The following is a 13,595-nucleotide window of genomic DNA, read 5'->3' as shown; positions in this document are numbered from 1 at the left end:
CCGGCCGCCCTGCTCGGCCTGCTGCGCGGGCGACTCGGAGTACAGGTAGTGCACGAGGCCGGCCACCCGGCCGCCCAGAATCCGTTTGGTGATCACGACCGGTTCCCGCGCCGCCACCGCGAAACCGCCTCGACCAGGGCCACGAACAGGCCCATGGCGAGCCCGAAGGGCAGCTCGTCCCGCCACGACCCGTCGCTGAACAGGACGCTGAGCATGGTCCAGATGGCCGCGAACGTGACCGTCAGCGCCGCGACCGAGCCGGCCTCGCGCAGGGTGGTCCTCACGGCAGCCTGGACACGATCTGCGTCGTCGCGGCGTCCAGCCTGCGCACGGCGGCGTTGGTCAGTTCGACCGCGCGGGCCAGCCACTCGGGCTCGTCCGCGCCTGAGTTTCGCGCCTTAGCGGCCTGGTTGACGTTGCTGGCGAACATGCGGACCTGGGCGCGGGCCTCCATCAGCTCGGCCAGCGCTTGCCGCGGAAGGGACGCCGTCGGGGGCACGGTGTTCGTCGCGGCGGCCACCGTCACGGCCGCCGTGTAGCCCGTCGGAGTGAGCCCCGACGCCTTCGCCGCCTGCTTGACCGCCGCCATCTCCTCATCGCTGAACCGGGGCTGCAGCTTGTGCGAGCGGCCCGGAAACAGGTGCATCCGATCCTTGGCTGAGGCGGCGCGCGAGCGGGCCGGCCTGCTGCCCTCCAGCGTCTCGCCCTGCCCTTTCATTGCCCTTCGCTCTCCTGTCCTGTTCGTGCTGACCGCGCCCGGTCGGCACGCCCCTTCGCCTCTTCCTCCCGACCCCGCCGGGTCGGTCGCTCCCCCAGGTGCGCGACTTGCGGAGTGGGACGCAAGGGGGAAGCAACGAGGCTGGAGTGTGGACCGCTGCCCGCGCCAGCGGGTAGCGGTCTGGACTCCAGACGCATATCTTGCTTCCGCCTGCGGACCCGGTTCCTACGATTCACCATCGCTGGCCTGCCGCAGGTACCGCCTTGGAGAAGAGGTAGTGCGTGCGCCCGGCGCGCCGTGCGAGGTCTTACGCCGCATTCGAATCGGTTGTGGCAGCAGGCGGCGTGGCGACCGTCCGACGTGACGCCCGTCGCTGAGTACCTCGTGGTGCCTTTAATGGGGGGTACCCCATGCCCGTCAGCGCCGCGTCGGACCACCCCCGCTCGAGCGCTCCGGCACGGCTGGCGGCGTACGCCTCATCGGCGGTGCGGATCTCCTTGCCGCCTTGCTGCACGAGCTCCCTCGCCCTCAGGCGGGCGGCCTGCACAAGCTCGCGGCCGCGCTCCCGCGCAGACTCCAGCCCCTGAGCGCGACGCTCGCGGTCTGCGGCCGCCTCAGCAAGTACGCCAACAGCCTCGACCATGGGCCCCACGAGTACGTCGCGTGCCACCTTCTCCGCCGATCGTCGCGCGGCTCTATCTTGCGCCATGGCTTCGTCCTCCCACGTAAAGTTCAGCAACCGGTTCGATTCCTACCAGCGCCGCGCCGACGCGGCTGCTAAGCCCACCGGGCTGGTCCTCGCGCTGTCGCCTGTGGGCTTCCGTAGAGCGGCAGGCTGTCAGCGGCTTCGCGCGGCACGACGAGTGGCTTCGGTGGATGCCGTAGCTCCCGGGCGAAGAGGGCGTGGCGCAGTTGTGGAATGCCCGGCGTGCACCCTTCCGGCGTCGCGTGGTCTGCTGCGCGTTCGCTCGGCAAGCGGCGTGCTGCTGCCGTGACGTTCTCGGTCACCGCGCCGAACACGCGTAGCAGCGGCAGGTGGTGCAGCTGCGCCGGCGTCACCTTGACCCAGTGCAGCACCCGCCCGTGCGCGCGTACGTCGTAATCGGCACGTTCGAGCAACCGGCCGGCAGCGCCGGATGCGACGAGGCCGCCACGAACAGCCAAGGCTAGGGATGGCACTTCGCGCAGCCAGTTGCGCATGAGGTCCGCGGTCTCGCCCGACTCGCCCACCTGTCGCAGCTGCTTGTACAGCTCGTACCCGAGGTGCCGGACGCGCACATCACCCTTGGACAGCGTCACCGTCTGCCCCTGTCTGGCGATGGCTTCGCGCAGCGGGTCCACGGCAACCTTGAACTCTTCAACGACGCGAGCTTCCTCCGCTGGCAAGAAGCGCAGCGTTGCAACCCGCGCAGTCATGTGTACGCCATGGAGGAGGAGCTCCGCCGCCGCGACGACGTCGTCCATCGCGATGTTCGGTCCCCGCGCCGCAAGGACGGCCGTCATCCTGCGCGTGGCATCGGCGATGTCGGCGGGTCCCCGCACGACGACGGCCTCCGGCGTTGCCGTCGTCGGCAGCCCGTCGAGATAGCCCGCTGCCGGAAGACCCGCCGTCTGCTGGCGTAGCTGTTGCACGGCAAGGCGGAGAGAAGCGCAAGAGATCGGTGAGCGAAGCCGCTCGGACACGTCCGGCGTGGACTGCATCGCGAGATCCTCGTCCAGATAGGGGATGCAGTCTGCGAGCTCGGCCACGTCGCGCAGAGCGCTCCACGCTGCGTCTCCGCTGAGGCGCGCGATCGCGTGGTTCCACAGCTCAAGCGACACCGCAGATCTGCCGGCGTTGGTCCACGCGGCTGTCAGTGGGTCGTGATTCCTGCCCAGCAGCTCGCTCGGAGCGCGGGTCCCGTCCGGGTCCCCGGCCTTCGGCAGCTCTCGTAACGCGCGTGTCATCACGTGCGCCGGGTGCGTCACCAGGTGTTCGGGGCTCAGCACGACGGTGGTGTCGGGCTGCAGCTGGGTCAGGGACACGGCCAACCCGCGCACCTCACCGACGATTGCGTCGCGCGCTGCGGCAGCGCGCTCGGTCTGCGAGACCGTCAGCCGTTGAGCGGGAGTGGGCGGCCCGGAGGCGACGAGGAGGGACATCGAAGCGCACAGCTCGCGTATGCCGTCGCCGTACGTCAGCACGGCTCGTCGCGCAGGAACCGCTGCGCCTCGCCCAAGAGGCGTGCCGCTCGCGCGCATCCCGTCGCGGTGGAGACCGCCGCCCTTGATGACGCCAGGCGGGCGAGACGCATGCGTGTTGCATTAATGGCGCCGAGCGCGTCGGACAGATCCGCCTCGGCGTCAACAGCAGGCTCGCCGGCGACCGCGAGGTGGTGCGGCAGCTCCGCCGCGGCACGCGACACGGCAACGAGCACGGTCACCGGCCATGCCTGGCCGTGCCGCTCGAGCAGTGCTTCCAGGAGAGCGCGCTCTCGTCGTCCGGTATCCGTCTGCACCGCAACCTCCATCGCCAGCTGTCCACTGCAGTTAACAGCGACGGGCACGCGGACACAAGGCCGGGCACGGATTGGGCGAGCTCCCGGCAGGGGGTCGAGCGCGAGCGCTCAACTCGGGCGCAGATGGACGAAGTCGAGCCAAGCCTCGATCAGGACCACTTCAGAGTCGCGCGACACAACAAACACGACCCGACCGCGCCACACCCCAGCAGCGTCGCGCTCGCGCGCGACGACGAGCCCGGGCCATGTGCCCGGGTAGTCGGGCAGCCCCTCGACCCAGCAGTGCCGCGGGGCAGGGCGCCGAGGTAGTGGTGCGACGCGCTCGGCGAGCGGGCGCCGCCCTGGCTTCCACCCCTGCCCTCCCGCCACTGCCTCAGGATGACACCTCTCGTACACCTGTTCGAAGGGACTTCGGGAGCACGCCTCCTCTTAGCTGACCCGTCTCACGGACTGCGACGTCGCCGTCAACCTGAATGGACGCCCAGCCGAACGTCCCGCCTCGGGGTGACCCATGGAACGATCTGGGCGGCAGGCAGCGCGACGAGAGAGCAGGGCAGTGGTCACTTCCGGGGATGCCGGCGACGGCACGAGCGCCTGTCCTGAGCCTCGGACGCTCGCGCAGAAGCTCGACTACCTGTTCCGGCAGGTCCACCCCCGTGACCGGGGCGAGTACAGCCTCCGCGAGGTAGCGGCCGGCATCGAACGCGCGGGCGGGCCCACTATTTCTCCGACCTATCTGATGTACCTGCGCAAGGGTCAGCGCACCAACCCGACGATGCAGCACCTCGAGGCCATCGCCCGTTTCTTCGGCGTGCCCATGGCCTACTTCCTCGACGACGCCACCGCGGCGCAGGTGACCGACGAGCTCGACCTTGTCGCAGCGCTCCGCGACGAGGACGTCCGAGCTGTGGCGCTTCACGTCGCGGAGCTGTCACCCGAGGGACGTGCAGCAGTGGCGCGGATGGTCGAGCAGATCCGACAGGACGAAGAAGCCGCCTCTGGGGGAGAGACACCGGGCGACTAGCGGGCGCAGAATGAGCCCTGCTCGGTAGTCGGCCTCGGACCGATCGAGCGTGCGACGTCGGCTCGCGCACGGGAGGCGCGGATGAAGCGCTCGCTGCGGCACCGCTGTGAGACGCGGCTGCGCCAGCTCGCGCTCCCGGACGTGGTCACGAGCATGGTGGACGTCGTCGACCACGTCGAGCGGCTACGCGAGCGTCCGGTCCGCTTGCGTCCCCTCTCGCTGCCGCCCGGTGGACCGACTGGGGCCTGGGTCGCGACCAGCGTGCTCGACTACGTGTTCTACGAGCGCGACACGAGCCCGCGACACCAGGCGCAGATCATCGCCCACGAGCTCGGTCACATGACCTCCGGCCACCACTCCTCGCCGGCCGCGGTGTTGGCTCCGCTGTTGCTCGCGCCGGGCGCGGCGACAGTGATGCTCGCGAGGGAGGCGTACGCGACGGACGAGGAGCGCGAGGCCGAGCAGATGGCGGACCTGCTCGTGGCGTACGTTGAGGCGTCGATGGAACGGGCCCCTGCGCTGTCGGCGCTCGAGGCGGCGTTGAAGCGCGACTCCCGGCGGCTGTGACGTTGTCGTGCTCGCGCTCGAGCTGGTGCCACCGGCGATCGTGTGGGTCGCCGCGGCGTACAAGCTCGCCGCTCTGAGGCGAGCACCGTCGACGTCCGCGGGACGCGCGCTGCTCGGGACGCTCGTCTGCCTGGCGCTGGCGAGCACGGCGTACTGCCCGCCGATGTACCGCTGGCTCGGCGACGTCCTCGACACGCCCAATATCGCGGCTCTGCTCGCGCAAGCCCTCGGGCTGGCGATGATCTGGCCGGCACGCAACCTGCTGCTCTACCAACGACACGCCCCCGAGGTCGCGCTCCGCCTGGCGCGGCGGCGGTACGTCGCGCTTCCGCCGATCCTTGCTCTGCAGGCCGTCGTGTGGGCGTGGGCCAACACGGCGGTCAACGATCCCAAGTACGTGTACGTCGCCGCGGAGCACCCGCGCTACGTCGCCTTCTGCGCGATCCACCACGCGGCCCTGGTCGTGGCAGCGCTCGATGCGATCGGCCCGGCGCGACGCTTTGGAGACGCGATGAGCCCGGACGCCCGCGTCGGTATGCGCCTGGTCGCGGGTGCCGGGTACGGCGCGCTTGTGCTGGTTGGCTTCGACGCGCTCTTCTACGCGTCGGCCTTCGTGGGGGCGCCGCTCAGTCTCTGGGGGCAGACCGACCTGGTCATGGCGATCAACCTGCACACCTCGACGACGCTACTCGCCGTGGGAGCGACGCTGCCGGACTGGGGACCACGGCTTCTTCGTACGCTGCGGGCCGCACGTGCCCTACGCGCGCTGCATCCGCTGTGGCGTGACCTGGTGGCAGCCGCACCGGGTGTCGTGCCCCCGCGAAGCCACCGTGTGCTCGACGTCCAGCGGCGCCTTCACCGGCGGGTGACGGAGATCCGCGACGCGGAGCTCGCTCTGCGCGGCTACCTGCCCGACGAATCGCTTCTGTTGCAGCTCGGCCAACGGGCCGGGGTGCCGGCCAAGGACGCGGCTGCGTTCCACCATGCAGCCGCCCTCTCGGCGGCGGCGACCGCGAGAGTGCATCGCCCAGCTGTGCGAGCGACAGCGTTGGAGCGGCGCGCGGTGGCGGGCGGAGCTGACCTCTGGAGCGAAGCGGAGTGGCTCAGCGCGGTGGCACAGCAGTACGGCGCAGCCAAGGCGGCCCTCGCCTTGCCGGTGACGGAGCCCGGGGGCGTTGGCGTGGCCAAGGTCAGGTGAGCTTGCGGGAGATGTTGAGCCTCTCCCGCGCTCGGACGGCTCCGAGTCGTGCCAGCGCCCGTCCGGTGACCAGCGGCTTGATGTGCCCGTCACCGAGCGTCAGCTCGAGCGTCGCGTCGAAGAACCGTCGGTCCACCTTCGCCATCTGCAGCCCCAACGACGCGAGCACCGGCACTCGGCACAGTTGGGCCCCGACCCAGGCGTCCCGCTGGTGCCGCCCGATGACCTCTCGGAGGCGACGCCTGTACGCGGCGCCGGCGTCCGGGCCGAGGTGGGCGCATTCCCCCGCAATGGTGCCGGACACGAGCGCGTCGAGGATGCCCTCGCCGCTCGAGGGGTTGACCAGGCAAGCCGCATCACCCACGAGCAATAGACGGCCGTCGGGAAGCGTTGGGCGCGCGGTAGCGAGTGGGAGGCGATGACCCTTCCAGGTCTCGACGCGCTCGGCAGCACCCGGCAGCAGCTCGCGCACCCCGGCAAGCAGTGTGTCTTTCGTGATGGTCCGGTCGCGGCGGGGGACGTCGATGTAGCCGAAGTTGGAGGTCCCATCCCCGATCGGGAACTCCCAGGCGTAGGCCGGCCAGTCACGGCTTTGGGAGATGATCCTGGGAGTGGGCGCCGATGTGGGTCCGTATCCGCGGATCGCGACGGCCGTGGCCGTCGCCCGGGGCCTGGTGACGGTCATCGCACCTCGTAGGACGGACTCCGCCCCGTCAGCACCGATGACGACGTGCGCCACCAACTCCCCATCCACCATCACGGCCTCGTCCGTCGACTCGATCGTCCGCACGCGTCGGCGCTCGAGGACCGCTCCAGCCTGCACCGCCGCTCGGACGAGCCGTGCGTCGAAAACGCGCCGCGGCACCACCCGGAACTCCCCCCGCTGGGGGTGCTCGGCATGGCTCGACCTCGACCCCAGAACCATCCGCGACGCCGGCTGGTAGTCAGTGAACTCACTTTCCAGCCCTAGGGCGCTCAGCGCGTGAAAGCTCCGGGGACCAACCGCGTCCCCGCAGACCTTGTCGCGGGGGAACTTCTCGCGATCGAGAAGCAGGACACGAGCGCCGGGTAGGCAGCGCAGGGCGGAGAGGGCAGCGGAGGACCCAGCCGGCCCCGCACCGACGATCACGACGTCCCACGCGAGCGTCACGAGTCCCAGTGTCACACCCCTTCTGCAGGCAAGGCTCGCAGCCACCCGCGCGCAACTCCATCACCCCGACGCCGCCTTGCACCACTCCAGGGGTCATGACTCGCGGCTCGGGCAAACCGGTCGACCGAGCGGCGCCCACGCCCAGGTGCGTGGTCCACAGGAGGTGCCGGCGCACGCGCGGGCCGCCCGCTCTTGCCGATGACAGCGCAGTCCTGATCGGAAGCTTGAGGACTCTTCGGGGCGCGGTGGAACGCCAAGCTGTGTGTCGGTCCCTTGGCTAGGCTCCGGCCTGCCCGCTCGAGTGGGCGGGGGATTGATCAGGGGGGAACATGAGGAATCTTCGACTGCTCGCTGCTGGGAGCAGTGCAGTGACACTCGCACTCGGCGGCCTGCTCACGGCGCAACCGGCCGCGGCTGCGACGCCCACCACGATCACTGTGACCACGGACCCCAACGGCCCGGTGCTGGGGTACACCGGGTTCCGGGCAGGCCTCACGCAGCTGCCGACCCGGGTCCGGGTGAACGTGGCCCCGCCCGTGGACGGCCGTGTCTGCTTCGACGAGAGGCGGGACGTGCCGCCCTACGAGGTCTGCCTCGAGGTGACGGACGGGCAGGCGGAGAGCGAGTTCTACACCCCACCCGGTCAGAAGAGCTACTCCGCGGTCTTCACTCCGAGCGATCCGGCCTACGCCAGCTCGAGGGTCTCCAAGTTCGTGCAGTTCACGATCCCCCGGCTCACTCTCACCACCGGCGCGAGCCCTGTCGTGGCGGGCCAGGCCGTCACTCTGTCCGCGGTGAAGTACTGGGACTCGATCCGCACCAGCGCTCGCGTGACGTTCTATGCGGGCAGCACTGAGATCGGCGAGGTGTCGCCGCGGGAGGCCAGCACCTTCAGAGCCGTGCTTCCCGTCGGGAACCACGTCATCACCGCGCGGTTCACCGATCCAAACTTCGGGGTCGACGAGCGAGCGCTCGCCTACGTGACGGTGCTGCCCACCAGCTCACCGACACCAGCACCGGTGGCGGTCACGAGCACCAGCCCCACCTTCCGGCAGGGGCAGCTCGCCTCGGCCGCCGTCGCTCTTGTCGAGGCGCCTGGCGTCCCGACGAGCCAGCTGTCGGCGGTCATCAGCTGGGGTGACGGCACCAGCTCGGCCGGCGTGCTCGCCGGCCCCTCGGGCCGCCCGGCCGTCTTCGGGGCGCACGCGTACGCGGCATCGACCGTCTCCAGCGGCCAAGGGACGTGGCGCTACCCGGTGAGCGTGTATGTCACCGGGCCGGACGGGACGGTCTACAGCGCGGGGAACGCCGGCGCCGTTGCCGTGTCCTCGGTGAGCGTCCCGGTGAGCGGCACGTCGCGCTGAGCGCACCCGGCGGGCGCCTCATCACAGGGCGCCCGCCGGTCAGCCGCACCGTCCCCTCGTCGGCGGGCATCAACTACAGGGCTAGCGCTTCGAAACTCGCAGACATCCCCTGGGGGGCTCGCCCGCTCGTGCCGAAGTCAGGGCGCCTGATCATCCTCGCCGAGCGGGTGGACTCGGGCATGATCTGGACCCATGAGTGGGCGTGCGCGATCGACCGTCGGCGTCTACGCGGCGTTCGTCTTCGTCGCGGCGTGTCTGGGGCAGTGGTTTGAGGGCCTCGGGCCGATGGTCATGATTGCCTGGGTCTTGACCTTCCCCACGGGCATGGCCCTGCATCCCTTCGTCGCGCTACTGCCCCTCCTTCTAGTGCCCGGAGCGCTTCACGACGACGGGGGTCTCAGTTGGTACGCCGCACCGATCTTCGCGGCGAGCTACGGCGCCGTCGCGTGGGCGAATGGACTGCTCGCATGCGAGCTAGGTAAAGCAACCGCTCAGCTGCGCAGTCGGCTCAGAACGCGCTGCTGTCTGACCGCTCGGCCTGACAGCCACTAGCCGCTGCCGCGCCCTGCCCTGTCCCCGGAAAGCGGTCCGTCTGTCCGCCTCGCAGCCCGACGACCGCTCGTGCCGATGGTCGGAAGATCGAGAACATACGCGAGGCCGTCTGCACCAGCCGGAGGAAGCTTCAGCGAGCGAGCGTCAAGCGTGTGGAATGACGAAGTCTTCCGCTGGGCCGTGCAGACGTCCATACTCGGGTGACCGAGAGCCCGACATCGCCACGAGGCGCCGACCGATCCTCCACTGGAGAGTGGAAGAGCCGCAGACGCCGAAGCCCGGGGACCCGCGAGTTCTCTGCCGCGCGGCGCGCTAGATGTGAGATAGTCGCGCACCATGGCTAAGGCATCCCGCATCTCTCCTGAGGCGTCTCCCGAGCAGTCCAACGACTACACCATCACGATCAAAGACTGCAACAGCATCAGTGAAGCGCAGATCACCCTCAGGCGCGGGGCGCTCAACATCAAGTACGGACCAAACGGCATCGGGAAGAGCACCATCGCCCGTGCGCTCGTTCTCAACGCTCGAGGCGAAGCTGCCCTACAAGAGCTGCTTCCTTTCAAGTACCGCCAGGGCGGCAGCGGAAAGAAGCCAACAGTCGTGGGCGCGGACGAGATCGATAGCGTCCTCGTCTTCGACGAGCACTACGTATCCCAGTTCGTCTTTCAACCCGACGAGGTAGTAAAGAACAGTTTTGAGATCTTCATCAACACACCCGATTATCAAGCGGGCATCGAGGAGCTTGAGGCCATCTTCGAAGACCTCAAGAACATCTTCCTGGAGAACTCGGCACTTGATGACGTGATCGCTAGCTTCACCGAGCTGCGGAACGCCTTCACCATTACGAAGTCCGGCGGGATCGCGAAGACCAGCAAGGGGTTCAAGGCACTCGGCATGGGCGGAAAGCTCGAGACGATCCCGAAGCCCCTCCTGGGCTTCCAGAAATTTCTTCACAGTGACGACCCGGCGGGATGGCTTTCCTGGCAAGCAAAGGGCAAGAGCTACCTCCAATTATCGGACAACTGCCCCTTTTGCTCGGTTCCCCACGTCGACAAGAGGACGGCCGTCCATGTGTCTGAGGAGTACGAGTCCGCTGCGGTCAAGAACATGGCGGCACTTCGTCTGGTCATTGATAAGCTGGCGAGATCCTTCGTGCCCGAACGCCTACAGCAGTTGCGGAAGATTACGACGAGCCTTGGGGAACTATCCCCGGAGCAAGACCAGTTCTTGGCAAACTTGCGGGGTCAAGTCGAGACACTTCTGAGCAAGTTCACCGCACTCAAGGGGCTCTCCTTTGTGTCCCTCCGCGACGAACCCGACGTCGACGAGGCGCTGAGGAGCCTGAAGATCGAGTTGGAGCTTCTTGATGCGCTCAACTCGGAGGACACCCAGCGCGTCGTGGCCGTGATGAACGAGCAGCTTGAACAGGTGGCACAACGGATCAACGACATCAAGAAGCGCGTAGGCATACAGAAGTCGCAGGTCGCCAAGTCGATCGAGCGGAACCAGGCCGAGATCAACGAGTACCTCCGCTCCGCCGGCTACAAGTATGCTGTGCGAATCGAGTCCAGTGGCGACTCGTACCGGATGATCCTTGAGCATCAGGACGCTCCGGGTCACCTCGAAGCGGCCAGCAGCCATCTGAGCTTCGGAGAGCGCAACGCCTTTGCGCTCGTTCTGTTCATGCATCACGTCCGGCGCGATGCGCCTGCCCTCGTCGTCCTCGACGATCCCGTCTCAAGCTTCGACAAGACGAAAAAGTTCGCCATCCTTCACAAATTGTTTCACGGTGCACAAAGCCTCCGGGGATTTACCACTCTACTTCTGACCCATGACATCGAGCCTGCCATCGACATTGTCCGCACGGCGACCTCTGGGCAGTTTCAGGCAGCCACGCCTGCGGTCCATTTCCTGCAGGGCCGAGGGGGGCAGGTGGAGGAAAAGCCCATCAAGCCCACCGACATCATGACGTTCTCGCAGGTCTGCGACGAGAACATCAGCTCATCCGCTGACCCGGTAATCAAGTGCATCTATCTCCGTCGCCGCTACGAAGTCCACGGGGAGCGCGGGGCGGGATACGACATCCTCTCCAGCCTCCTTCACCTGCGGGACGAGCCCAGTTCGAAGGGCGACCAGGGAGAGCTTGTTCCGCTTCCCAAAGAGGATCGCGAACAAGGGGTCGTCGAAATCCAAGAAGTCATCCCTGGCTTTGACTACGACTCGCTCCTCATGCAGCTCAAGGACCGAGACGCCCTGAAGACCAAGTTCAAGAACACAACCGTGGGCTACGAGAAAGTTCAGCTGTTCCGTATTGCCACGGCGCTTGATCCGGATGCCCCTGGCGGCGATCCCGCCCTCAAGAAATTCGTCAATGAGTCTTATCACATTGAGAATGAGTACGTGATGCAGTTGAACCCCCGCGAATTCGATGCCGTCCCGGAGCATGTCGTCCAAGCGTGCGCGGACCTTCTCGCGTAGCGGGGCGCAACCAATAGTGACTTCGCTGCGGCCGGCGCGGCCGGTGCGCGTCGCGTGTTCATTGTGGTTAGAGGAGGAGGTCCAGCGCGCCTCGCCGTCGCTGAGCGGTATCCGGACATCGGCGAGTCCGGATCGCGCCGTCTCACGCCATCTCGTTGCTCGAAGCAACACGCGGACGTGCCGCCGTCGCGGCGCGGCCGGCTCGACCGTTCGTGCCGAATACAGGACGCTCGGGAGACCGACTGGGCGCCGGGAGAAGATCGTGCAGGATGGGCCGCATGACTGTGACCGCAGCAGTGCTCGCGCTCGACGATGTGCTTCGCGAGCTTGCCCCGCGCACGCTGGCCGCTCTTGGTGGGCCTTGCCCGCAGGAGGAACTTGACGCGCTTCGCGCCGAGCTCGGACCGGACTGGAGCGAGGACTTGGACCAGCTACTGCGAGAGCACAACGGCAGCGAGGCGGGCCCGCCGGGAGACCTGCTGCTCGGTCACCATCTTCTCCCCGCCAACGAAATCCTTTCTCGTCGGCGGATGTTGGTCCAGATCGACCTTCAGGAGATGCAGGCGATGGTCACTGAGTCACAGAGCTTGCCGGCCGGGGACTACGCCCCGGGCTACACGGCTCGGTTCGTCCCGGTGGCCGGGCACGGCGGCGGGTCCACGCTCTACCTGGACATGCGGGCAGGGCCTCGGCGCGGCTGCATAGGCACCTGGATCGGCGAGGACAACGACGACTATGAACCCGAACTGCTGTGGGAGTCCCTCGAGCACCTGCTCACCGACATCACGCAAGCCATCCGCAACCAGACCGCCACTTTGGACGGAGGGCAGGCGATCCTTGACGATGGCGCAGTGACCTGGCTCGACTAGACCGCGCACCGCGTGGCCCCTGGCGCCGCAACCTCAGCAGGCGTGCCACGTCCCGACGCGCCGAGCCCGGCCCTCCCAGCGCAGCCTTCGCTTCTCCCCGACTGTTCGTGTGGTCCCGCCATGGACGGCGGCATCACGACCCGGCGTGAAGGAACAACCTCACGTCGCGGGCAGTGGCTCGATCAGGACGCCTTCATCCACCGGTAGTGGCACCGCCTCAATCCTGCCGCGAGCGAGATCGACACGGAGCATCCGGTACGGGGGGCGCCGGGGACGCTCCCAGACCAGGAGCGTTTGAGCGTCCTCCCACGTCGGCAGGTGCGGGACACGCAGGCACGCGTGCTCGGGAAGGGTGACGACCGAGCGAGATGCCTGCGGGTCGTCGACGGTGAGGTCGTAGATGGCGAGCTGCGACGCAGAGGAATCCAAGCTCACGGCGTACGTCTCGTCAGGGGAAAAGATGATGTCCAGGAACGGCGGCAGAATCAGGATCGGAACGCCGCCGCGCGACACTGCACTCTGTGCCGCGGAATGGTTGAGCAGCAGCGGCGGAACCTGTGGGGCCGGCACCGCCACCAGACCACCGCCCGTGACGTCCCAGGTGAAGTAATGCTCGCCGGCCTTCGCTTCGAGCTGATGTAGCACGACACTGTCGGCTCTGACCGAGCTGATCGCTGGCGTGCCCTTCTTCGACCACGTCAGCGTGTGGGTGTGCCCGTGCGCAAGGTCCCAGAACGTCATCTGAGCGCGACCACCACCGGCGTCAGCCAGCCCGGCCGCCGAATGCCCACCCGGCGCCACCCTGGCGAAATCCACCCGACCGGGCAGCTTGTCAACTCGGCCGTCCTCACGCACCAACACCACGTCATCCGCGCCCACGACCAGGACGCCATCGGCAGTACGCAGCGCCTGCTTCGGGTCGAAGCCGGCACCGGCAAGCTCAACGTAACGGCCCTCGCGCCACATCAGGACTCGCCCATCCCACGCCACGAGACCGATGGACAGCGCCTGACCCCGCGCATGAACAGTGTTACGAGGCACTGAGCGACCCCTTCCGCCTGCGAGGACACACAGCCGCTGCTCCACGAGCGTTTGCTGGCCTCCGACCCGTCGTCGTCCGTAACGTACTTGATCATCGCAGCAGTAGGGGCGGAGGTGACCGTCAGTCGCACGCACA

12 protein-coding genes are annotated in these 13,595 nt (G+C 67.9%); 6 read left to right on the top strand and 6 right to left on the bottom strand.

The features are described from left to right. Nucleotides 1-92: 92 nt before the first annotated feature. From G9H71_RS15270 to G9H71_RS15255, 4 genes are all read right to left on the bottom strand, one after another. Nucleotides 93-284 carry a hypothetical protein gene (locus G9H71_RS15270; protein WP_166283352.1) on the bottom strand — a complete coding sequence of 64 codons (192 nt, stop codon included), beginning with the start codon at nt 282-284 and terminating at the stop codon, nt 93-95. Next, the gene (locus G9H71_RS15265; protein ID WP_166283350.1) at nt 281-646 is read right to left on the bottom strand and encodes a plasmid mobilization protein; all 366 of its coding nucleotides are present in this window, start codon (nt 644-646) and stop codon (nt 281-283) included. The genes G9H71_RS15270 and G9H71_RS15265 overlap by 4 nt, the downstream gene beginning before the upstream one ends. Nucleotides 647-1,495: 849 nt before the next feature. After that, nucleotides 1,496-2,902, bottom strand: a complete 1,407-nt coding sequence (locus G9H71_RS15260; protein WP_166283347.1) for a hypothetical protein — start codon at nt 2,900-2,902, stop codon at nt 1,496-1,498. After that, nucleotides 2,896-3,216: a hypothetical protein gene (locus G9H71_RS15255; RefSeq protein ID WP_166283345.1), complete on the bottom strand. Its 321-nt coding sequence runs from the start codon at nt 3,214-3,216 to the stop codon at nt 2,896-2,898. Before G9H71_RS15255 ends, G9H71_RS15260 begins: the two co-directional genes overlap by 7 nt. A 556-nt stretch (nt 3,217-3,772) precedes the next feature. Here G9H71_RS15255 and G9H71_RS15250 point away from each other — a divergent pair. The 3 genes from G9H71_RS15250 (at nt 3,773) to G9H71_RS15240 (ending at nt 6,005) form a co-directional block, all read left to right on the top strand. Beyond that, a complete protein-coding gene (locus G9H71_RS15250) occupies nt 3,773-4,240 on the top strand; it encodes a helix-turn-helix domain-containing protein (protein ID WP_331273032.1) in 468 nt (155 codons plus the stop codon). A gap of 81 nt (nt 4,241-4,321) precedes the next feature. Further along, the gene (locus tag G9H71_RS15245; RefSeq protein ID WP_166283341.1) at nt 4,322-4,807 is read left to right on the top strand and encodes a hypothetical protein; all 486 of its coding nucleotides are present in this window, start codon (nt 4,322-4,324) and stop codon (nt 4,805-4,807) included. A 7-nt stretch (nt 4,808-4,814) separates the two neighbouring features. Continuing rightward, nucleotides 4,815-6,005: an MAB_1171c family putative transporter gene (locus G9H71_RS15240; RefSeq protein ID WP_166283339.1), complete on the top strand. Its 1,191-nt coding sequence runs from the start codon at nt 4,815-4,817 to the stop codon at nt 6,003-6,005. Here G9H71_RS15240 and G9H71_RS15235 read toward each other — a convergent pair. Next, nucleotides 5,998-7,155, bottom strand: a complete 1,158-nt coding sequence (locus G9H71_RS15235; RefSeq protein WP_166283337.1) for a geranylgeranyl reductase family protein — start codon at nt 7,153-7,155, stop codon at nt 5,998-6,000. The two genes, G9H71_RS15240 and G9H71_RS15235, sit on opposite strands and share 8 nt — an antisense overlap. Before the next feature lie 368 nt (nt 7,156-7,523). On the opposite strand from G9H71_RS15235, the gene G9H71_RS15230 reads away from it, so the two are divergent. The 3 genes from G9H71_RS15230 to G9H71_RS15220 all read left to right on the top strand — a co-directional run bounded on the left by G9H71_RS15230 (nt 7,524) and on the right by G9H71_RS15220 (nt 12,418). Further along, nucleotides 7,524-8,519, top strand: a complete 996-nt coding sequence (locus tag G9H71_RS15230) for a hypothetical protein (RefSeq protein ID WP_166283335.1) — start codon at nt 7,524-7,526, stop codon at nt 8,517-8,519. An 888-nt stretch (nt 8,520-9,407) separates the two neighbouring features. After that, nucleotides 9,408-11,549: an AAA family ATPase gene (locus tag G9H71_RS15225; protein ID WP_166283333.1), complete on the top strand. Its 2,142-nt coding sequence runs from the start codon at nt 9,408-9,410 to the stop codon at nt 11,547-11,549. A 278-nt stretch (nt 11,550-11,827) separates the two neighbouring features. Then, complete coding sequence (locus G9H71_RS15220) at nt 11,828-12,418, top strand: SMI1/KNR4 family protein (protein ID WP_166283331.1); 591 nt, start codon at nt 11,828-11,830, stop codon at nt 12,416-12,418. A 159-nt stretch (nt 12,419-12,577) separates the two neighbouring features. On the opposite strand, the gene G9H71_RS15215 is transcribed toward G9H71_RS15220, so the two are convergent. Then, nucleotides 12,578-13,459 (bottom strand): hypothetical protein, encoded by an 882-nt coding sequence (locus tag G9H71_RS15215; protein ID WP_231134889.1) that lies wholly within the window; start codon nt 13,457-13,459, stop codon nt 12,578-12,580. Nucleotides 13,460-13,595 lie beyond the last annotated feature (136 nt).

Origin of the sequence: Motilibacter deserti, assembly GCF_011250635.1 — a bacterium.
Lineage (GTDB): Bacteria > Actinomycetota > Actinomycetes > Motilibacterales > Motilibacteraceae > Motilibacter_A > Motilibacter_A deserti.
The sequence above is the reverse complement of the archived record's forward strand: the minus strand, read 5'-3'. Positions and strand labels throughout refer to the sequence as shown.